The 20,606-nt window shown below is 66.6% G+C and carries 21 protein-coding genes; 10 read left to right on the top strand and 11 right to left on the bottom strand.

Annotated elements, in window-relative coordinates; genetic code table 11:
* Positions 1 to 321 precede the first annotated feature (321 nt).
* On the top strand, positions 322 to 1,524 hold the full coding sequence (locus WKW80_RS22650; protein WP_340365828.1) for an ammonium transporter: 1,203 nt from the start codon (positions 322 to 324) through the stop codon (positions 1,522 to 1,524).
* Positions 1,525 to 1,534: 10 nt separating this feature from the next.
* Here the strand turns inward: WKW80_RS22650 and uraH are convergent, their stop codons facing one another.
* Genes uraH through WKW80_RS22630 form a run of 4 tightly spaced genes read right to left on the bottom strand, consistent with a single transcriptional unit; the run spans position 1,535 to position 4,330 of the window.
* Positions 1,535 to 1,888 carry a hydroxyisourate hydrolase gene (gene uraH, locus WKW80_RS22645; RefSeq protein WP_340365827.1) on the bottom strand — a complete coding sequence of 118 codons (354 nt, stop codon included), beginning with the start codon at positions 1,886 to 1,888 and terminating at the stop codon, positions 1,535 to 1,537.
* Between the two features lie 41 nt (positions 1,889 to 1,929).
* On the bottom strand, positions 1,930 to 2,442 hold the full coding sequence (locus WKW80_RS22640; protein WP_340365826.1) for a hydroxyisourate hydrolase: 513 nt from the start codon (positions 2,440 to 2,442) through the stop codon (positions 1,930 to 1,932).
* Positions 2,439 to 2,987, bottom strand: a complete 549-nt coding sequence (gene uraD / locus WKW80_RS22635; RefSeq protein WP_340365825.1) for a 2-oxo-4-hydroxy-4-carboxy-5-ureidoimidazoline decarboxylase — start codon at positions 2,985 to 2,987, stop codon at positions 2,439 to 2,441. Before uraD ends, WKW80_RS22640 begins: the two co-directional genes overlap by 4 nt.
* A gap of 8 nt (positions 2,988 to 2,995) precedes the next feature.
* Entirely contained in the window at positions 2,996 to 4,330 is a 1,335-nt protein-coding gene (locus WKW80_RS22630; RefSeq protein WP_340365824.1) for an MFS transporter, read from the bottom strand.
* A 159-nt stretch (positions 4,331 to 4,489) separates the two neighbouring features.
* Between WKW80_RS22630 and WKW80_RS22625 the strand changes: the two genes are divergently transcribed.
* From WKW80_RS22625 to WKW80_RS22615, 3 genes are all read left to right on the top strand, one after another.
* Positions 4,490 to 5,452 (top strand): LysR family transcriptional regulator, encoded by a 963-nt coding sequence (locus WKW80_RS22625; RefSeq protein ID WP_340365823.1) that lies wholly within the window; start codon positions 4,490 to 4,492, stop codon positions 5,450 to 5,452.
* Positions 5,453 to 5,535: 83 nt separating this feature from the next.
* Entirely contained in the window at positions 5,536 to 5,865 is a 330-nt protein-coding gene (locus WKW80_RS22620; RefSeq protein WP_340365822.1) for a hypothetical protein, read from the top strand.
* Positions 5,862 to 7,043 (top strand): amylo-alpha-1,6-glucosidase, encoded by a 1,182-nt coding sequence (locus WKW80_RS22615; protein WP_340365821.1) that lies wholly within the window; start codon positions 5,862 to 5,864, stop codon positions 7,041 to 7,043. Before WKW80_RS22620 ends, WKW80_RS22615 begins: the two co-directional genes overlap by 4 nt.
* A 463-nt stretch (positions 7,044 to 7,506) precedes the next feature.
* Here the strand turns inward: WKW80_RS22615 and WKW80_RS22610 are convergent, their stop codons facing one another.
* On the bottom strand, positions 7,507 to 8,187 hold the full coding sequence (locus WKW80_RS22610; protein WP_340365820.1) for a response regulator: 681 nt from the start codon (positions 8,185 to 8,187) through the stop codon (positions 7,507 to 7,509).
* 230 nt (positions 8,188 to 8,417) lie between these two features.
* On the opposite strand from WKW80_RS22610, the gene WKW80_RS22605 reads away from it, so the two are divergent.
* Both WKW80_RS22605 and WKW80_RS22600 read left to right on the top strand, forming a co-directional pair.
* The gene (locus WKW80_RS22605; RefSeq protein ID WP_340365819.1) at positions 8,418 to 9,749 is read left to right on the top strand and encodes a DotU family type IV/VI secretion system protein; all 1,332 of its coding nucleotides are present in this window, start codon (positions 8,418 to 8,420) and stop codon (positions 9,747 to 9,749) included.
* 1 nt (position 9,750) lies between these two features.
* Positions 9,751 to 10,782: a type VI secretion system protein gene (locus WKW80_RS22600; protein ID WP_340365818.1), complete on the top strand. Its 1,032-nt coding sequence runs from the start codon at positions 9,751 to 9,753 to the stop codon at positions 10,780 to 10,782.
* Positions 10,783 to 10,895: 113 nt separating this feature from the next.
* Here WKW80_RS22600 and tssJ read toward each other — a convergent pair whose 3' ends face one another.
* Positions 10,896 to 11,420: a type VI secretion system lipoprotein TssJ gene (gene tssJ, locus WKW80_RS22595; protein ID WP_340365817.1), complete on the bottom strand. Its 525-nt coding sequence runs from the start codon at positions 11,418 to 11,420 to the stop codon at positions 10,896 to 10,898.
* A 71-nt stretch (positions 11,421 to 11,491) separates the two neighbouring features.
* Here tssJ and tssA point away from each other — a divergent pair, with 71 nt between their 5' ends.
* The 4 genes from tssA (at position 11,492) to WKW80_RS22575 (ending at position 15,243) form a co-directional block, all read left to right on the top strand.
* The gene (gene tssA, locus WKW80_RS22590; RefSeq protein ID WP_340365816.1) at positions 11,492 to 12,529 is read left to right on the top strand and encodes a type VI secretion system protein TssA; all 1,038 of its coding nucleotides are present in this window, start codon (positions 11,492 to 11,494) and stop codon (positions 12,527 to 12,529) included.
* A gap of 46 nt (positions 12,530 to 12,575) precedes the next feature.
* Entirely contained in the window at positions 12,576 to 13,094 is a 519-nt protein-coding gene (gene tssB / locus WKW80_RS22585; RefSeq protein ID WP_340365815.1) for a type VI secretion system contractile sheath small subunit, read from the top strand.
* Positions 13,095 to 13,131: 37 nt separating this feature from the next.
* On the top strand, positions 13,132 to 14,628 hold the full coding sequence (gene tssC / locus WKW80_RS22580) for a type VI secretion system contractile sheath large subunit (RefSeq protein WP_340365814.1): 1,497 nt from the start codon (positions 13,132 to 13,134) through the stop codon (positions 14,626 to 14,628).
* A gap of 129 nt (positions 14,629 to 14,757) precedes the next feature.
* On the top strand, positions 14,758 to 15,243 hold the full coding sequence (locus WKW80_RS22575; RefSeq protein WP_340365813.1) for an Hcp family type VI secretion system effector: 486 nt from the start codon (positions 14,758 to 14,760) through the stop codon (positions 15,241 to 15,243).
* A 509-nt stretch (positions 15,244 to 15,752) separates the two neighbouring features.
* On the opposite strand, the gene WKW80_RS22570 is transcribed toward WKW80_RS22575, so the two are convergent.
* The 5 genes from WKW80_RS22570 to WKW80_RS22550 are packed head-to-tail and all read right to left on the bottom strand — an operon-like array spanning position 15,753 to position 20,587.
* Positions 15,753 to 16,505, bottom strand: coding sequence for a PP2C family protein-serine/threonine phosphatase (locus tag WKW80_RS22570; RefSeq protein WP_340365812.1), 753 nt, complete (start codon positions 16,503 to 16,505; stop codon positions 15,753 to 15,755).
* Positions 16,506 to 16,543: 38 nt separating this feature from the next.
* Positions 16,544 to 18,355 (bottom strand): type VI secretion system-associated FHA domain protein TagH, encoded by a 1,812-nt coding sequence (gene tagH, locus WKW80_RS22565; protein ID WP_340365811.1) that lies wholly within the window; start codon positions 18,353 to 18,355, stop codon positions 16,544 to 16,546.
* A 4-nt stretch (positions 18,356 to 18,359) separates the two neighbouring features.
* Positions 18,360 to 18,542 carry a hypothetical protein gene (locus tag WKW80_RS22560; RefSeq protein WP_340365810.1) on the bottom strand — a complete coding sequence of 61 codons (183 nt, stop codon included), beginning with the start codon at positions 18,540 to 18,542 and terminating at the stop codon, positions 18,360 to 18,362.
* A gap of 5 nt (positions 18,543 to 18,547) precedes the next feature.
* A complete protein-coding gene (locus WKW80_RS22555) occupies positions 18,548 to 19,819 on the bottom strand; it encodes a TIGR02270 family protein (protein ID WP_340365809.1) in 1,272 nt (423 codons plus the stop codon).
* A 3-nt stretch (positions 19,820 to 19,822) separates the two neighbouring features.
* Positions 19,823 to 20,587, bottom strand: coding sequence for a hypothetical protein (locus WKW80_RS22550; RefSeq protein ID WP_340365808.1), 765 nt, complete (start codon positions 20,585 to 20,587; stop codon positions 19,823 to 19,825).
* Positions 20,588 to 20,606: the final 19 nt, after the last annotated feature.

Genomic DNA, 20,606 nt, shown 5'->3' with positions numbered 1-20,606 from the left:
TCGACTCTCACCTGGGATGAAACATCCCAGAAGCGCCTGCGCCCCTCCCCCTCGAGCCCCCTCGAGCGGGCGCAACCGGCGGCCTGGCAAAGCCGGTTCCGCGGGTGCCCCGAACGGACTTCGCCATGCTCGTCCTTTGCGTGCGCGATTCCGCCCCACCGATGTCCGAATGTCCCTGGCTCAGGTCCAGTGCGCACCAAAGTGCGACTGTCGCACCACGAGTAAGCCAAATAGGCACCAATATTGCTTTCTTCGTCCTGCGAATGCCGATCGGAGGTCGGCAATGCACCACTCAAAAGCAATATCGGTACGAAACATTTCATGGATGCACTACATCGGGGCGCTGACGCGTTGTTCATTCTTCTCGGCGCCATCATGGTCCTGGCCATGCACGCGGGATTTGCCTTTCTGGAGCTCGGGACGGTCCGCAAGAAGAACCAGGTCAATGCGCTGGTGAAGATCCTGGTCGATTTTTCGGTGTCGACGGTCGTCTATTTTCTTGTCGGCTATGGGGTGGCCTACGGAGCGCACTTTTTTATCGGCGCCGACGAACTGGCGCAGCAAAACGGCTATGAGCTGGTGAAGTTTTTCTTCCTCCTGACCTTTGCCGCCGCGATCCCCGCCATCATTTCAGGCGGCATCGCGGAACGTGCGAAGTTCTGGCCGCAGCTCATCGCGACGGCGGTCATCGTCGGACTCGTCTACCCCTTGTACGAAGGCATCGCCTGGAACAAGGCGCTGGGCATCCAGGCCTGGATCGAATCAACGACCGGGCACGCGTTCCACGACTTCGCGGGCTCGGTGGTGGTGCATGCGGTGGGCGGATGGCTGGCGCTGCCGGCGGTCTTGCTGCTGGGCGCGCGCCGCAACCGGTATCGCGGCGACGGATCGCTCAGTGCGCATCCACCGTCGAACATCCCCTTCCTGGCCCTTGGCGCGTGGGTGCTGTGCGTGGGCTGGTTCGGCTTCAACGTCATGAGTGCGCAGAGCATCGACAAGATCTCCGGTCTGGTGGCGGTCAACTCGCTGATGGCGATGGTGGGCGGCACGCTGGTGGCGCTCGCGCTCGGCAAGAATGATCCGGGCTTCGTCTACAACGGACCGTTGGCGGGGCTGGTCGCGGTCTGCGCCGGCTCCGACCTGATGCACCCGCTGGGCGCCCTCGTTGTCGGCGGCGTGGCGGGCGCGATCTTCGTCTACATGTTCACCCTCACGCAGAACAAATGGAAGGTCGACGACGTGCTCGGCGTCTGGCCCTTGCACGGACTGTGCGGCACCTGGGGCGGCATCGCGGCTGGCATCTTCGGCCAGCGGGCGCTGGGCGGGATCGGCGGCGTCAGCCTGATGGCGCAGTTCATCGGCGTGGTGATCGGTGTCGTATGGGCCTTCACGGCGGGGGCGGTGGTCTACGGCGCGCTCAAGCGCACGATGGGCTTGAGGCTGTCGCAGGAAGAGGAATACGACGGCGCCGACCTGTCGATCCACCACATCACGGCCACACCGGAGCGCGAAGCCAACTGGTGACCGAGCCGCCTCAAGACCCCCGATACGTCGAGCAACTCCAGCCGGAGCACAGCATCGGCACGTGGTAGTGCTGCTTCGCGTCGAAGATCGAGAAGCGCACCGGCACGGTGTCGAGGAACGGGGCCTCGGACAGGTTCGCACCGGGTCGCTGGAAGAAGTCGCCGACGTAGAACAGCAGTTCGTACTGCCCGACCTTGGCGTCCGCGGGGGCCAGCACGGGCGCATCGGTGCGGCCGTCCTTGTTGGTGGTGATGGTCTTGATGAGCTTCCAGCTGGTGCCGTCGAAGGCCGAGAAGTCGATGCGGACGCCCGCCGCGGGACGACCGCTGGAGCTGTCGAGAACGTGTGTCGAGATGCCTGCCATGGTGAGGTTCCTGGTGAAGATGAAGAAGACGATTCGCCGGGTCAGCTGCCCCGGTAGTACGAGTAGCTCCAGGGCGTGAACAGGATCGCGAGATGGATCCGGTCCTGCGGATTGCGCACGACGAAGCGCAGCGGCACGGTCGACAGGAAGGTGGGCTTGGGCAGCGGCGTGTCGAGCCGCGAAAAGTATTCGTCGATGTGCAGCAGCACCTCGTAGCGGCCGGCCTTGTAGGTGCTCTCGAGCAGCAGCGGGTCGGTCGGGCGGCCGTTCGGCGAGGTCTGGATCGACTTGATCGGCCTGTAGGCGCCGTTCTCGAGCACGGACAGGTCGACTTTCATGGCGGCACCGGGCGTCCCATGGAAGATGTCGATGGCGTGCATCGTGAGGCGCGGGCTCAATTCGGCCTGCGACACCGGCGCGGTGGTGAGGCCCGCCGGCATGGCGGGCGCATCTGCGGCGTGCGCGTTGCCGGCGCTGGCCAGTTGCAGGCCGAGGCCACCCAGCGCCAGGCTGGTGGGGAGGAAGGAGCGGCGGCTCAGGGGCTTGTCGATCATGTCGTGGCTTTCAGGGGTGAACGATCGGTTTCGGGGACGCGGAACAGTGCGGCCAGGCGGCGCCGCGTGATCAGGCCGATTTGCCGCAGCGCCTCTTCGCGCTCGGCGTCGGAGTCCCGATGAATGCGCATGCGCAGGGCGTCGAAGATGCCGGCACGCGTATGGCCGAGCACCGCGATGATGAAAGGGAAGCCATGCCGCTGCGCGTAGGCAGCGTTGAGCCCGCGCAATTCGACGAACTGCTCGTGGCTCAGGCTGTCGAGGCCGCGCTGTTCGAAGGTCGAATGCCCGGTCATCGTGCCGGCCTGGGCTTCCTTGCCGGCCAGTTCGGGATGGCCGCGCAGGAAGGCGAGTTGCTTGGGCAGCGGCGCGGCGCGCACGGCATCCATCATGGCGCGATGCAGCGCCTCTTCCGTGGCGAAGGGACGCACGGCCCACGCCGCTTCGGCGACCCAGGGCGCATGCTCGAACAGGTCGCCCAGGGTGTCGACGAACGTGTCGTGGTCCATCGCAGTGACGGCCGCGAGCGTGAGATTTGAAGTCATCGTTTGAATCACTTTCCAGATTGCTTGGTGAAGCGCGGAACGAACAGGAGGATCAGCAGGGTCGCGCACACCTCGACGGCGGCCACGATCAGCAGGCCCGGGGCGAGGCCACCGGTCTGCGTCTTGACGAAGCCGAGCATGGCCGGTGCGCCGAAGCCCGCGAGGTTGGCGATGGAGTTGATGAGCGCGACGCCGCCGGCCGCCGCGGCACCCGCGAGGAAGCGGCCGGGCAGTTGCCAGAACACCGGGATGGCGCTCATGGTGCCGATGATGGCGACCGTCTGCGCAACGAGCGCCAGCACGGGGCTCACCTGGATGAACAACGACGTGAGCAGCAGGCCGAGCGCACCAAGTGCCGCGGCGAATGCGCAGTGCAGCCGCGCTTCCTTGCGATGGTCGGAATGCAGGCCGTTGACGACCATGCCGATCGCGCCGAACAGGTAGGACAGCGCCATGATCCAGCCGACCGTGGCCGGGTCGGTGAAGCCGACTTCCTTGACAACGGAGGGGCCGAAGAAGGTCAGCGACGAATTGGCCGCGATGACGCAGAAGAAGACCAGGATCAGCAGCCACAGGCGGCCGTCCTTCAGCGATGCGATCAGGCTTTCTTCGCGATGGCCGAGCGAGGCCCTGTCGCGTGACAGGTCGTCCTCGATCGACTGGCGCTGCGCGGGGGAGAGCCACTTGGCTTGCGACGGACGGTCGGTCAGGTAGAACCATGTCACGAAGGCCGCGATGATCGACGGCAGGCCCTCGACCAGGAACACCCATTGCCAGCCGGCCCAGCCGTTGACGCCGTGGAGGCTGTTCATCACGGTGCCTGCGAGCGGTCCGCCAATGACGCCGGCCACGCCGGACGCCGACATGAACATGCCGAAGGCCTTGGCGCGGCGCTCGCTCGGATACCAGTAGGTGAGGTACAGGATGATGCCGGGGTAGAAGCCCGCTTCGAATACGCCCATCAGGAAGCGCAGGAAGTAGAACATCGCCGGCGTCTTGACGAACATCATCAGCACGCAGACGATGCCCCAGCCCAGCGTGATGCGCGTGATGGTCTTGCGCGCGCCGATGCGTTGCAGCAGCAGGTTGGAGGGCACTTCGAAGAAGAAGTAGCCGAGGAAGAAGATGCCGGCGCCGAGGCCGTAGATGGTTTCGCTCCAGCGCAGGTCGTCGAGCATCGTGAGCTTCACGAAGCCGATGTTGACCCGGTCGATCCAGGCCAGGACCCAGAGCACGAACAGGAAAGGAATGAGGCGCCAGGTGATCTTGCGATAGGTGGCGTCGAGGTCGTTGGTCGGACCCGTTCCCGCGACTGCGGGAGAGGGCAAGGGAATAGTGGTCATGCGCGGCTCCGGGGTGTTTCGGTGGGGTTCGAATCGAGGGAGGAATCGGGAGCCCGAAGGTTGCGCTTTTTCGCGTCCGCAGGCGAGACGTCAGCGGCAGCGGTTTCGATATAGAGTGGATCAGCAAAGACCATTGACCCCGGCCGCGGCCGCAACGCAATGACCTCACGCAGCAACGTCGACCAACTCGATGGCTACCTGATCCGGGCGCTCTGCGCGCTAATGGAAGAGCGCAGCGTTTCGCGCGCGGCGCGGCGCATGGGCCAGACCCAGCCCGCCGTCAGCGCCACGCTGAAGCGCCTGCGGTCGATCCTCTCCGACCCCCTGCTGGTGCGCAACAAGCTCGACATGGTGCCGACCGAGCGCGGCCTGCAACTGGCCGCGCAGGCGCGCGTGGCGCTCGATGCGATGGGCGCGCTGGTGGCCACGCCCGAGAGCTTCGAGGCCCAGCGAGCGGCGCTGACATTCCGCGTGGCCTCGCCGGACTACCTGGCGCCTTCGGTGCTGGCCGAAGTCGCGCGCCGCATCCGCGAGGAGGCGCCGCTGTGCCGGCTCGAAGTGCACCCGATGGGGCCCGACTTCGACAGCGAGCGCGCGCTGGTGGACGACCAGCTCGACGTCATCGTCGGCAACTGGCCCGACCCGCCCGAACTGCTTCACACCTTGCTGCTGCTCGAGGACCAACTGGTCTGCCTGGTGCGGCCGGGCCACGACCTGGCCGGCTGCGGCGAACTGACGCTCGAGCAGTACCTGTCGGCCTCGCACGTCGCGCCCATGCGCTATTCGGGGCTGCACCGCGGCGTGGTCGAGACGCACCTGGCGAAATTGCATGTAGCCCGCGACGCGCGCGTGTCGGTGCCCTACTTCGGGCTGGCGCCGCATGTGGTGGCGCGCACCGACCTGGTGTTCACCACGGCCCGCCACTTTGCCGAGCACTTCGCGATGTCGCTGGGGCTGGTGATCCTGCAGACGCCGCCGGGCTTTCCGACGATGCGTTTCTACCAACTGTGGCACGAGCGCGCGCACCAGGCGCCCGCGCACCGATGGCTGCGCGCCGTGATTGCGGAAGTCGGCCGGGCACATGCGCCCCTGGCGGGAACGACGGGCGCCGGCGCGCCCTGAAGTCGCGCGGTATCGAATTGCTGCTCCGGTCGGCGAAACTCCGTGGCCAAGCCTGGAACCATCAAAAGATCCCGCCGCCGCTCATGCACCGTCAAGTCCCGTATGACATCAAGCTACTCAAGCTACTCAAGCAACTCAAGCAACTCAAGCAACTCGAGACCGGACTTTCCATCAACGTGTGCTGGAACGTGTGCATGAAACTGGACGGCATCGGCATCAACATTTCAGACGCGCCATTTCGGGACTTCCATCGGCGCGTGGTCGTCCACAAGATGCAGGGCAGCTCGAAGATGATTCGCGAGCAGGCGGAGCGCGCTTTCGATGCCGAGTTCGGCCGACCGCTCGGCTCAAGGGAGGCGATGGCCAAAGAGGGCCTGACGCCGCCTCGATCAAGCGCCCAGAGCGTCACATGACCGCTCTCGACGCCCCCACCCTCGCACTGATCGACACCTGCTCGAAAGCGTCGCTGGACCTCCTGCAAGCCAACCTCACTCCGCACGGCATCCTGGCCGCCAGCCGCACCGATGCGGCGGTCGCGCGGCGCTACACGCGCATCTTCGGGCGCGACGCGGCGATCTGCGTGATGGCGATGTGCGGCAGCGGCAATCCGGCGCTGGAGCAAGGCGCGGTGGCAAGCCTCGACGCGCTGGCGGCGCAGCAGGCGGCCAACGGGCAGATTCCGAAGTACGTCGACCCGGAAGGCCAGGATGCCGACTTCTGGTACCTGGGCTGCATCGACGCCACCTTGTGGTGGCTGATCGCGGTGGACCATTTGCGCCGCCATGGCAGCGTCGGCCCTGCGCACTGGGACGGCGAGGTGCGCCGCGCGATCGCCTGGCTGCTGGCACAGGAGCATCAGCACTTCCGGCTGCTGCAGCAGAACGAGGCCAGCGACTGGGCCGACATCATGCCGCGCTCGGGCTACGTGCTCTACACCAACGCGCTCTGGTACGACGTCAAGCGCCGCTTCGCCCTGGACCATGCCCAGGAGACGCTCTACCACTTCAACCACCTGTTCAATCCCTTCCAGCAGGATCTGCCCGAATACCACCGGGCCCGCCTGCTGCGGCACTATGCGCGGCGCGGCCGGCAGGACCCGGGGATGTACCTCAGTTTCGTCAACCTCTCGGTGGTCGGCGACGAGGGGGATGTGTTCGGCAACGTGCTCGCGATTCAGAGCGGACTCGCCGATCAGGACATGGCGCGGCGCATCGTCGACACGATCATCGCGGCGCGTGCGAGCGAGCCCTGGCCTGTGCGCGTCGTGCTGCACCCACTGACGCGCCAGCATGAACTGTGGCGGCCGTACATGGGGCGGCACCAGCAGAACATCGTGCACCAGTATCACAACGGCGGCATCTGGCCCTTCGTCGGCGGCTTCTGGGTGATGGCACTCGCGCAGTTGGGCCTGCGCGAGCTGGCCTGGACGGAACTGGGCCGCCTTGCGCGTGCCAATGAACACGGAGACTGGCGCTTCACCGAGTGGTTCCATGGCAAGACATTGGCGCCGATGGGAATGGCCGGGCAGAGCTGGAACGCGGCGGCCTTCCTGCTAGCCAGGCGCGCGCTGCAGGGCACCGGGTCGGCGTGAGGAAGGTTGCAGCCTACGTCCTTGGCGTTGACGCAATGGCATCAGCATGAAGCTTGGGCACGCACTTCCTGGGTCGCACTGGCCTGCAGCCCGGTCAAGAGCATTGGCGTGAAGCGCGTCGACTTCGATTTCCTGCCCGCATGTCCGCACGAATGCCCGTGTCAGAGGGGCGGCACTCTATACGCCCCGCCACCTCGACCATGAGCCCGCTGTCTCGGGCGACCAAGCACCTTCTGCGCGTGATCCGCGACGCATGAAACCCAGGACGAGCACGGCGAAGTCTGTTCGTGGGCACCTGCGGAACCGGCTTTGCCGGGCCGCCGGGTGCGCCCCCTCGAGGGGGAGGCGCCGCAGGCGCTTCGGGGGTGTTCCATTTCCTCCGCGGAACCGGCTTTGCCGGGCCGCCGGGTGCGCCCCCTCGAGGGGGAGGCGCCGCAGGCGCTTCGGGGGGGTCAGGTCTAGCTCAGGTCTGCGCTTCGGTCAGCGTCTGCGCCGCCACCACCGCCTCGGTGCGGTTGCGCACGTTGAGCGCGCGAAAGATGGCTGCGAGGTGAATCTTCACGGTGCCTTCGCTGATGCCGAGGCTGCGCCCGATCAGCTTGTTGGGCTTGCCTTGCGAGAGCAGTTGAAGCACTTCGACCTGCCGCTCGGTCAGCACCTTGCGCAGGTGTTCGAGCGTTTGGGCATTGCCGGCGCGCGGCACGGCGGCGTCGGCGCCGACGTTGGCGACGCCCGGCATGATGCCCGGCGGCACGGCCGACAGCATCAGCGGCGGAACGTAGACACCGCCGGCCAGCACCAGCCGCACGGCTGAAATCATGACTTCGGGCGAGTAGGCCTTGGGAATGAAGCCGAGCACACCCACTTCGAGCGCACTGCGCATCACCGTCGGGTCTTCGTAGCCCGACAGGACGATGACCGGCACCGCGGGATGGCGGCGGCGGATTTCCTCGATGTGCGCCTGGCCCTCGGCACCCGGCATGTTGAGATCGATCACGGCCAGGTCGAGATCATCGGAAGCGCTTGCAAGCAACTCGTCCACGCTCATGGCGAGTACGAATTCAATGGCGGGCTCCAGCTCGGACAACTTGGCCTTGACCGCTTCGATGACGAGCCGGTGGTCGTCGGCGATCAGGATTTTCATGGCGCACCCCCGGCGGCAATTGTTAACTCAACACTGAAGATAGCGGCCTTTGGCCCCTGCGGCAAGCCGCGGCGCCGCCCGAACGGCATAGTCCCCACGCAGTATGGTGCGCGCCCCGGGCGGTTGAAAGAATTGCGGCACTTCCTCTAATACGGACGGGACGGAGCATGTGCCAACCACGCCGGCGCAAGCACCCAGCTCACGCCAACGAAGGATAGCCGCGAGCAGCCATGCATCGCCATCGCCTGCTCGACTTTTTCCACCCCCTGTTCTCGCTCGGCCTCGAACTGGACGTCGCAATCCACGCCGGCCTTGCGGATTCGCCGGTGGACGAGCCCCAGCGCCGGATGCTGGCCCTGCTGGAGCAGGCGCGCGCGCGGGCGATTGCCGCCGGGCAGACGGCCGACCGGGTCGAGTCGGCTTCGTTCGCGCTGGTCGCCTGGCTCGACGAGATCCTTGCGCGCCGCCCTGCGTGGCATGCGCGCACGGCGCCGCTGCAGGTGCAGCTGTACAACTCCAACAACGCGCACACCGAATTCTTCCATCACCTCTCGTCGCTGCAGGCCGAGGACGACGAGCTGCGCGAGGTCTACTGGCATGTGATGGCGCACGGCTTTCGCGGCCAGTACTACTTTGAGAACGGCGACAGCGGCGAGCTCGGCAAGCTGAAGGCGCTGCATGGACAGCAATTGGCCACGCCGCCCCTGGCCCTGGGCGAGACGGCGCAGGAGCGCATCACGCCGCAACCGTATTCCACGCAGGACCCGCCAGGCCCGCTCAGTCCGGAGCGCCGCGAAAGGACGCTGCTGCGCGCCGGTTTCGCGATGATGCTGCTGCTGCCCCTGGCCATGCTGCTCTGGCTGTTCGTGGTCCGCCCGCAAGAGATTTCGACGACGCTGGCGCAACGCGTCGACACCCGCCTGCAGGCCTTCGCATGCGCCGACCTGCAGGCCACCGTGACCGACACCGGCATGGCCGAAGTGCGTGGTTTCGTGTCCAAGGCGGAAGACGTCGAGCGCGTGCAGCGTGACGTGGCGGCCATGCCGGGCGTGCGGTCCACGCACGTCGAGCTCGCATTGCGGGTGTGGCCGTATTGCGAAGTAGTCGCGATGCTGAAGCCCTACCAGATGCGCAACCGCGACAGGCAATTGGGGCTGACCGTGTTCCCCAGCACCGCGCACAACGGCCGGCTGCGCGAAGGCGACCCGGTATTGCTGCAGGTCACGCAGCCCAACTACGAAGGTTATGTCTGGGTCGACTACTTCACTGCCGATGGCTCGGTGCTGCATTTCAATGCGGGCCGCCCCCCGCGGCGTCTCGCTGCCGGCGAGCGCATCGAGATCGGCGCGGATGTGCCTGCGAGCTGGCTGGTCAGCCCGCCGTTCGGCACGGTGATGGTGACGGCACTCTCCTCGCCCGCGCCCTTCAGCGAGAACATCGACCGGCCGCCGTTCGAACTGGCCTCCGAATACCTGCAGCAGCTGCGCGAATCGCTTTCGGCCCACAGGGATCCGGAGCGCCTGATCGCCGAATTCGAATTCCTGCACACGACAGAACGATGAAATGACGGCCTTGCCCCAACGCTTCTGGCTGCTGACCGCGGCCTGCGCCGTCGCATTTGCGCTGCTGTGGTGGTGGACGCTGGGGCGCCGCCGCTCGCACCGCCTGCGCGCATTGCGCAGGCTCCTCGCGCAATCCGACATCGACGACGCAGACACTGCGCTTGCCGCATTGCCGCCGGCGCTGTCCGAAGCGGGCGCCGCGGACCTCAGCAAGCCCTGGCTGATGTTCATCGGCAACGCCGCCGCCAACTTGCCGGGGCTGCTGGCCATCGAGGCGCAGCCGTGGATGTTCTGGCAGGCGTTGGCGCGTCCGGCCATGGCCGCGATTGCGCTCGGTCCGGCCGCCGTGAGCAACGGCATCATCGGGCAGCGGGCCCGCGGCCTCTGGCTGCGCGCGCTGATGGCATTGGCGGAACAACGGCCGGCGCTGCCGCTCAACGGCATCGTGGTGTGCGTGGACGCGCGCGAGTTGCTGCAGTCGCCGCAGTCACTGGGGCCGCTGGCCGAACGCCTGAAGCGTGTGCTGCGCGAGACGACGCAGTTGCTGGAACTGCGCTTGCCCGTGTACCTGGTCGTCACCGGACTCGAACGCCTGGCCGGCCATGCCGAGGTGTGCGGGGCGCTGCCGCCGCCGCTGCTCGCCCAGGCGCTCGGCCATCGCCTGCACGACCCTGAAAGCGAACCCGAGGCCTCGGGCGACGCGGCCGTCGAGCAGTTCGATGCACTGTTCGCCGGGCTGTCGGCCCGCTTGCGTGCGCTTGGCGCCGGGCTTTTGCGCGAGCAGTCCGAGGCGCCGGCCGCGCGGCTGGCGAGTCATCTCTGGGTGGAACAACTGATTGCGCTGGAACCGGCGTTGCGCGAGCTGGCGGGCAAGCTGTTCGAGCCGGACGGCAGCAAGGCCGCCTTCTTCTGGCGCGGCCTCTATCTCACCGGCGCCGCGTCCCCGCACACCCAGGCCGCCTTCAGTTCGGACCTGCTTCACCACTTCCTGCCCGCGGACCAGTCGCTGGCACGGCTGCACCGGGGGTCATGAGCGCCACACGGCCGCCCCAAGCAAGCTTGCGCCTCAGAGCGAACACGGGCGGAGCCGCCCGAAGGCGCTCGCACCGCCGTGCGAAGCACGAAGGCTACCCAATGAACACCCGCCTACTTCGCAGGCGCAGGCGGTGGCGCGGCGACCGTGTCGATCTTCATCTGCCGCGCACCGACAGTCACCGTCACGATCTGTCCCTTGCCCGCCTCGACCGGACGAACCTCGCGCCAGCGGGCGCGGTCGAGGTCGCGGTAGACGCCCATCAGGCCCCAGGCCTTGGCATCGGCGGGCAGCACCATCTGCAGCTTCCTGCTTTCGCCGGGGCGCAACAGCATCTCCTCGCGCTGCACCGTATCGGCAGCCAGGACGGCGGTGTCCTTGTCGAACAGCGTGAAGAAGTCCGTGCTTTCGAATGCGGCGGTGGTCTTGAACGCATACACGCGCACCGTGATCGGCGATGAGCGGCCGTTGACGTCGGGGTTGGCGTCGGGGCCGGCCGTGATCGTCATGGCGATGGGCGTCGTGACCGGCGGCGGCGGCGGCTTGGCTGCGCATCCGGCCAGCGCAAGCCCGACCAGCAACGAAGCCAGAACCGCGTTGCTGCCATAGGGCAAACGGCGTGTGCCGAGGAGTCTCATGCTATTCCCTTCGTTGCATTGACCGGTCCAGAAGCATCTTTGATTATCACCAGTCAATTTGAACAGGCAACATGCTGACTCCCGAACTCGTCGAGGCCTTGCAAGCACCCATCAGCGAGGCATCGCCGGTGGGGGAGGACCTTGAACATGACCCGGCCTTCACCGCCCTGGACACGGCTGCCCAGGGCAAGCCCGAACAGCAATTCGGCGACAAGGTGATCCCGGCGGTCGAGCCCGAGTGGCGCCTGGTGTCGGAGCAGGCGCAGGCACTGCTGCATCGTGCCAAGGACGTGCGCCTGGCGATGCTGCTGCTGCGCGCGTCGACGCGGATGCAGGGCGTGGTTGGCTTCAGCCTGGGCCTGAAATTGCTGACCGGCCTGCTCGACACTTTCTGGGACGGCATACATCCAATGCTCGATGCCGAGGAGGACAACGACCCGACGATGCGCCTCAACGCGCTCGCGCCGTTGACCCAGCAGACGATGGTGCTGCGCGACTTCTACGAGGCCAGCGTGGGCGTTTCGCGCGGCGTCGGGCCGATCAAGGTTCGCGACATCGCGATCGCGCACAACCTGCTCACCCCGGTGGGCAACAGCGCCGGCTATTCGCCGGCCCAGGTCCACGGCGCGCTGTCGGAGATCCATGCCGAGCATCCGGAGACGATGCCGATGCTGCAAGGCATCGTGGCACAGGTGTCCGCGCTGCAGACGCTGCTGGTCGAGCGCACCGGGCTGGGCGACGCGATCGACCTCGATCCGCTGCGCCGCATCGGCATCGTTCTGCGCACCGCCAGCACGGCCGTGATGGGCGACGGCGCCGAGGCGGAGCCCGAAGCAGAAGCCGGCGAGGCGGGCGGCGGCGATGCCCCCGCGGGCGGCCGGCCCGCCGCGCCGCGCGGCGAGATCAACAGCCGCCAGGACGCGCTGCTCACGCTCGATCGCGTGATCCGCTTCCTGGAGCAAACCGAACCGGGCAACCCGGCGCCCCTGCTGATCGAGCGCGCCAAGCGGTTGATCGGCGTGAGCTTCTTCGAGATCATGAACGACCTCGCCCCCAACGCGATCGACAGCATCGAACTCGTGACGGGCCCGCGCCCGTCGTCTGAGTGATCCTCTTTCCAGCGGTCCGCTACTTCCAACGCAAGGAGTTACTTCCATGGCCACCAGCAGTCAGAAATTCGTCGCCCGCAACCGGGCGCCGCGCGTCCAGATCGAATACGACGTCGAGCTCTATGGCGCCGAGAAGAAGATCCAGCTGCCCTTCGTGATGGGCGTGCTGGCCGACCTGTCGGGAAAGCCGGCCGACCCGGACAAGGTCATTCCGGTGGCCGACCGCAAGTTCCTCGAGTTCGATGTCGACAACTTCGACACGCGCATGAAGGCGATGAAGCCGCATGCCGCTTTCTCCGTGCCCAACACGCTGACCGGCGAAGGCGAACTCAAGGTCGACCTTACCTTCGAGAACATGGAGGACTTCTCCCCCGCCGCAGTGGCGCGCAAGGTCGATGCGCTGAACAAGCTGCTGGAAGCGCGCACGCAGTTGTCGAACCTGGTGACCTACATGGACGGCAAGGGCGGCGCCGAAGACCTGCTGGCCAAGGTGCTGGACAACCCCGAACTGCTGAAGACACTGGCCGCCAGCAAGAAGCCCGAGGACGCCGCGCCTGCCGCGTGACGACTGAACCTATCACCGCATACCAGGAGAACGCACCATGGCTACCGAAGCACTCGAGCAGCAGAGCGCACTGAAAGACGTTGCGCTGGAAGGGAGCGACTTCTCGTCGCTCCTGCAAAAAGAGTTCAAGCCGCGCAGCGACGAAGCCAAGAGCGCGGTCGAGGCCGCGGTGCTCACGCTGGCGCAACAGGCGCTCAGCAACACCCAGGTCATCAGCAAGGACGTGACCAAGTCGATCCAGGCCATGATCGCGGCCATCGACGCCAAGCTCTCCGAGCAGATCAACAAGATCCTGCACAACGAGGACTTCCAGAAGATCGAAAGTGCCTGGCGCGGCCTGCACTACATGGTGAACAACACTGAGACGGACGAGAACCTCAAGATCCGCGTGATGGACATCTCCAAGAAGGATCTCCACAAGCAGCTCAAGAAATTCAAGGGCGCGGCCTGGGACCAGAGCCCGATGTTCAAGAAGGTCTACGAACAGGAGTACGGCCAGTTCGGCGGCGAGCCTTTCGGCGCCATCGTCGGCGACTACCACTTCGACCAGAGCCCGCCCGACGTGGAGCTGCTCGGCGAGATGGCAAAGATCGCAGCCTCCGCGCACGCGCCCTTCATCACCGGCGCAAGCCCGCACCTGATGCAGATGGAGTCGTGGCAGGAGCTGGCCAACCCGCGCGACCTGACGAAGATTTTCCAGACACCCGAATACGCCGGCTGGCGCTCGCTGCGCGAGTCCGACGATGCGCGCTACATCGGCTTGTGCATGCCGCGCTTCCTGGCGCGCACGCCGTATGGCGCCAAGACCAATCCGGTCGAGGACTTCGACTTCGAGGAAGACGTTGCCGGTGCGGACCACAGCCACTACGCCTGGGCCAACGCGGCCTATGCGATGGCCACCAACATCAACCGTTCGTACAAGCTCTATGGCTGGGGCTCGCGCATCCGCGGCATCGAGTCGGGCGGCGCGGTGGAAGGCCTGCCGCTGCACACCTTCCCGAGCGATGACGGCGGCGTCGACCAGAAGTGCCCGACCGAGATCGCCATCAGCGACCGGCGCGAGGCCGAACTGTCGAAGGCCGGCCTGCTCTCGTTGATTCACCGCAAGAACTCCGACTTCGCGGCCTTCATCGGCGCGCAGTCGCTGCAGAAGCCTTTCGAGTACGACGACCCCGACGCCACGGCCAATGCCAACCTGGCCGCGCGCCTGCCCTACCTGTTTGCCTGCAATCGGTTCGCGCACTACCTGAAGTGCATCGTGCGCGACAAGATCGGCAGCTTCAAGGAGCGCGCGGACATGGAGCGCTGGCTCAACAAGTGGATCACCAACTACGTGGACGGCGACCCGTCCACGTCGTCAGAAGAAACCAAGGCGCGCAAGCCGCTGGCTGCCGCCGAAGTCGTGGTGGAGGAGGTGGAGGGAAATCCGGGCTACTACACCTCGAAGTTCTTCCTGCGGCCGCACTATCAGCTCGAAGGGCTCACGGTGTCCCTGCGTCTGGTGTCCAAGCTGCCTTCCGCAAAAGGCGGTTGACGAGTTCGCGCGGCATTTGAAATCAGGGAGGCTGACTCGTTTTCTCAACAGCTACCTGGCGAATCTGCCGATGGCGACAACTGCAAGCAAGCCCGTTTTTTTTCACTCCTCAACTGAAAGGTGACCATCATGGCTGTAGACATGTTTATCAAGATCAAGGGTGTCGACGGCGAGTCTGTCGATGCCAAGCACAAGAAGGAAATCGACGTGCTGGCTTGGAGTTGGGGCTTGTCGCAAAGCGGCACCACCCACACCGGCGGCGGCGGCGGCGCGGGCAAGGTGAACGTGCAGGATCTCTCGTTCACCAAGTACGTGGACGGCGCATCGCATGCGCTGATCCTGGCCTGCTGCAAGGGCACGCACATCGACGAAGCGACACTCGTGGTCCGCAAGGCCGGGGACAACCCGCTCGAATACATCACGATCACCATGGAAGAGCTGATCGTGAGCAGCATCAGCACGGGCGGCAGCGGCGGCGAAGACAGGCTCACCGAGAACGTCACGCTCAATTTCGCCAAGGTGAAGTTCGAGTACGACCCGCAGTCGAAGAAAGGCGCCGGGGAAGGCAAGAAGACCGCGGCTTGGAACATCGCGGAAAATGTGGCCTTCGGGTGAATTGAAACACCCCCGATGCGCCTGCGGCGCCTCCCCCTCAAGGGGGCGCACCCAGCGGCCCGGCAAAGCCGGTTCCGCGGGGGAAATGGACCACCCCCGAAGCGCCTGCGGCGCTTCCCCCTCTAGGGGGCGCACCCAGCGGCCCGGCAAAGCCGGTTCCGCGGGTGCCCACGAACAGACTTCGCCGTGCTCGTCCTGGATTCATGCGCCACGGGTCACGCGATAGCGGGCCGCCCCGGCGAACGGGCTGGTCCGAGAGGTGGATTGTGAAAGGGCCTGGTCATCCAGGCCCTTTTTGCTTGCTCAAGGGGGCGCACCCGGCGGCCCGGCAAAGCCGGTTCCGCGGGTGCCCACGAACAGACTTCGCCGTGCTCGTCCTGGATTCATGCGCCACGGGTCGCGCGGTAGCGGGCAGGCCCGGGGAACGGGCTGGTCCGAGTGGTGAATTGTGAAAGGGCCTGGTCATCCAGGCCCTTTTCGCTTGCTTGGGGGGTCGCGTGCCACTGGCCTCAAGGCGGCAACATCTGCGTCACGTCATCGTCGTCATGCGCCCAGAGCGCGAGGGCGGTGTAGTTGTCGTAGCCGGGCTTGGCGCGGCTCCTGACCTGCGCGTCGATTTGCTCGATCCACTGGCTTGGATTGCGCGAGGCCTGCAGCGTTTCGCTCAGGCAGGCGTCGCCCAGCGGCTCCCAGATGCCGTCCGAGCACAGCAGGATCACATCGCCCGCGGTCAGCGGCATGGGGCGCGAGATGCCGATCTCGGGCGCCGATTCGACGGAGCCCAGCGCCGACAGCAGCATGTTGCGTTGCGGGTGTAGCCGCGCGCCCTCGTCGTCGAGCATGCCGCCCGCCACCATCTGCTGGACCAGGCTGTGGTCGAGCGAGCGCGTCAGCAGCGCGCCAGCGCGGAACACGTAGGCGCGGCTGTCGCCGCAGTGCGCCATGGCCACCGTGTTCTCGTGCAGGTCGACTGCGGCCAGGACGACGGTCGAGCGCATCTCCGACAGCTTGCCGCCCTCGGCCTGGCGCGCCACCACGTCGAGGTTGGCGCGCTCGACGACGTTGCGCAGCAGGCCGGCATCGAGCCCCGGCCTCTGCGCAAAGGTGGCCAGCACGCTGCTGCGCACGACGGCCGCGGCCACGTCGCCGCCACCGTGGCCGCCGGCACCATCGGCAACGACGCAGATCACGTAGCGGTCATCGTTCCAGTGGCCGTAGGTGTCTTCGTTGTACGAGCGCCCGCCTTGCTTGGACAAGGTCACGATTTCAATCTCCACCCCGTGCTCCTCGCTGTTGTTTTTCAGCGGCCCGATTTCAGGCGCGCCATCTGCTCGTCATACGCTTGCACGAACGCCTTGCCGAACAGGCTGTGGAAATCGTCCTCGGCTTCGGCTGCGATGGTGCCGTACAGCGCGACGAACTCATCCCACAGCTTGGCCTTTCGATTGGTGAACAGGGCGTCGAACGCGGATTTCGCGACGATCTTCTTTTCGAGCTCCGCGGGCGTGAAGCGGGCGAGCACGTGCGCGAGGGCGGCGCGCATGCCGACCATCACACCGAACTCGTGGGCGCGCAGGTCGTCGTAGGCGTCGCGCATTGCTTCCTCGGGGCCCATGAAGCCGCGCACGCCGGCGCCGAGCAGGTGGGCCAGCGCGACTTCGGCCGTGGGCGAGAACTTGAGCGGGTTGTTGGCCTGCGCCGCGATCATCGTGACCTCGGCCTGCACGCCGCGCTTGACCTCGGTGCGCGCGTGGAGCAGTTGCAGCGTGCCCTCGGCCGCCGTGCGCAATAGGGCGCCGATGCGCTCCATGAGCTCGGGGGTGAGCGCCGTGGGCATCTGGTGCTTGCTGTTGACGCCGCGCAGGAAGGCGGCGAACAGGACGTCGTCGGAGGCGGTTGCGGCGGCGGGTCCGGCCGCGGCGACCGGGGCGGGTGCTGCCGGCGCGGGGCGTGATGCGGCGACAGGTGCAGCCAGTGGTGCAGCGGCTGGGGCGGTGCGTGATGCGACGGCCGGTGGACTGACGAATGCGGCAACTGGCGGCGCGGGCGGCGCGGGCGGCGGGCCCGGTATCAGGTTGGCGAAGGGGTCATCGTCATCGGCTTCGGCCGCCTGTTGCGCGTCCGGTGACGGGCTTGCGATCCGCTTGCCCGCCAAGTCGTCGAACAAGGGCGCCGGCGCGGCTGGCGCCGGGCCGAGATCGTCCATCAGCGAACCGCCACTGCTTGCGCCCGAGGGGACGACGCCCTTGGGCGGCGTGTAGCCGAACTGGCCGATCGGAAGGTGGTCGCTGCGTGGCGGTGCGACCGGCTTGGGCGTGGCTTGCAAGGCTGCGAGCGGGTCGACGTTCGACGACATGTTCGGCTGCAGCAGCGGCGCGCCGAGCGGCGAGTCCCCGAAAGGATCGCTGCCGGGGCCGCTGCCGCCGAGGCCGCCGAACAAGTCCTCGATGCTGCTGGGGGGACCGGCCTGCAGGCCAAGGCCGGAGAAGTCGTCGGACCCGCTGGCGGCGGGGGGCGGTGCGGCGCCCGGGCCCAACAAGTCGGCGAAGGGGTCGTCGATTGGCGCACCGCCGCCGGGCTTGCCGGCGGGGTGCGCCATCGGATCGGGGAACGGCAATGAATCGGGCTGGGCGCGCGAAGACGGGCTCGCGCCCTTGGCGGAGGGGGCGGCAACGGGCGGCGTGGGCGAGCCGAGGCCGGCGAGCAGGTCGGCGAAAGGGTCGTCATCGGAGGGTCGCGGCGCGCTGGCGGCAGCGGGCGCCGGTGCGGTTGCCGCTGCACCACCACCGACGCCTTGCACCGTGAGTTCGAAGCCGCCGACCACGAGCCGGTCGCCTGCGCCGAGCGCGGCCTCGCGCCCCGTGCCGAGCGGCTGGCCATTGATTTGCAGCGGATTGCTGCCGCGGTCGAGGATGAAGAACTTGCCACCCCGACACTCCACCTGCGCATGCACGCGCGACACCGTGCGGTCGGGGTCGTCCAGTACCAGCGTATTGGTGGGCGCGCGCCCGATGGTGCCGCCAGCGGGCCCGAACTGCGCCGACATGGGCTGCCCGACCGGCGCGCCGCGATGACTGACAACCACCACATTGATCACGGCCTGTGCCTCCACGAAATCATTGCAAAGCCGGCCTGACGCCGGACCACCACAACCAGGCGGACACCGCGCCGAAGATCAGCGCGACCAGGAACCAGGTGCGGCTCGCCGGACCGAGTTTGAATCCCTCGCGGGAGAAGCGCCAGAGGGCTGCCAGCAAAAAGACGGCGGCGAGCACCGCGAGGATGAATTGGGCGGCCATGCGGATCAGGCTCCCATGGTGTCGAGCCAGCGTTGCTGGCGCCAGGCGGGGGCGCTGGTGGGGAAGAGCTTGGTGCCCGGTTGAAGGATGCAAAGGAATTGCGCAGCCGCGATGCGCTGGCGTTGGTAGCCGCTTCCCAACACCTTCAGGCAGTGCGCGCGCGATGGCGGTGCACCCAGGAAGCTGCGCGCCCCGGCCTGGAACCGGTGTGCATTGGCCGACCACCACGCCTGCAGTTTCGGCGGGCTTGGCCAAGGCAAGCCGTCATCTTCGTCCACGGCGATGTCTTCGATTTCAGGGTCGTCCGCGGGTACCGGGTCCAGGGGCTGCGGAGGCTCGCCTGCGAACCCGGGCGATGACAGGTCCAGTCCAGTGATGGTGCTGAACGATTCGCCTGCAAGCCGCGCCAATCGTGCGTCGTCCATCCGGCCGATGAGCCAGGACACCCATTGGGGATCGCCGGCAATACCGGCACTGCGGATCAACACACGGCTATCGGGTTCACTGTCGGACAGACCCTTGAGGATGGCCGCCGCCTGCGCCGGCGTCGCGAGCTTGAGCAGGATCATCAGCGACCGAGCGCGATACGGGCCGCGCTCCAGTGCGAAGTCTCGCAGTGCGGCAACGGCGGCCCGCCGATCGCCCAGCAGCGCCGCCGACTGGATGGCCTGAAAACGGCACTCCGCATCGTCGTCGGTCAATGCCCCGAGGCAGAGCGGCAGAAGATCGGATCGACCACCTTCGCCCGCCACCCGGAGGGCCGTTGCGCGCAACGGAGCATCGGCATCATGAAGCGCCGATGTCAACGCCGGACCGGCGTCAACCAGGTGAGATGCGCAGGCAGCGATGCCAACCCGGCGCCTGAACGCGCTCGACGAATCCAACAGGCCGCGCGTGATGCCCTTCAACCATTGCGCCGAAACCCAATTGAATGCAAAGAGGGCACCCGCTTGCACCTGCAAGTTGGCTTCGGCAAGCGTCAGCAACTGGTCGAGGCGCCCCGTGTCGCCGTCTTCGATTGCCCGTGCAATTGCCGCGAAGACTTCACCGTGCGCGGTTTTGGCAAGGACTGCGGCCTCGCACACCTTCCTGCCGAATGCACCTGCCACCGCCAATCCATCGAGATGGGCGGCAAGGCGGCTGTCGATGCGACGCAATTCGCCGAGCCTGACGTGCGGCGCGTCGACCAACGTCGAGCGCACGTGGCACAAATGCGCGCTCTCGCCAGCGTGTTGTTCGATAACCGCCGGTATCGGATGCAGCGCAGCGTTCACCATGGCCTATCCGATTTCCAGGGCATGGATCGACTGGCAACGGAAGTGGAAGCGGGCCAACTGGTTCACCAAGCCGTTGATTGCGCCTGCGGGATCCGCGCGAAGCTTGAATACAGCCCATTCGATGGTTGTCTCGTAGGCATCAACGCCCTCGCCGTAGGGCTCCACGTAACAGGCCGCGGGATCGAGGGGCGCCAATGCGTAGCCTCCGTTCAGGACCGCCTGCAACCACACCTCCAGCGCTGCGTTCAGCGTTGCCTCGTTGTCGGGCGCGAGCGGCGACTTCAGGGTGATGAAGAAGCTGTAGCCACCGCCTTCGGGCTCCAGGTCGTCAAGCACGAACGGAAGCATCAAGGCGACGCCGGGATATGTGGACTTGAGTTCCGCGGACGCCATCAAGGGGACCGGCGCCGTGTCGCCTTGCACAAGAACGTCCACCGCCATGATCGGCACGCTCTGGTGAACCTTCAGCAGCAGATGGCACAGAACCACCCAGGCTTCCGCGGCGATGCGACAGTTCTCGACCTGGAACCTCAAATCCTGGTCGCTGCTGGTCGGCTGCATGGCGATTCGGAATGACGGCTGCGGGGATGCGTGGTCGCCACCGAGTGCGCCGGTCATCGCGAGCCTGGCAAACAGGCGCATGGCGCCCACGACCCGTCCGTCCGTATCCTGGGCGCCGGTGCGAATGCGAATGGCCACTGGCTGGCCCGACAAGGGCCCGTCGGAATGCGTAAAGCGAAACGGCAGGTTGTATCCAGTGGCGATCATCGCGTCAGGCGTTCGTGCT

Source organism: Variovorax humicola (assembly GCF_037889915.1).
Lineage (GTDB): Bacteria > Pseudomonadota > Gammaproteobacteria > Burkholderiales > Burkholderiaceae_C > Variovorax > Variovorax humicola.
This window is presented reverse-complemented; position numbering and strand designations above follow the sequence as displayed.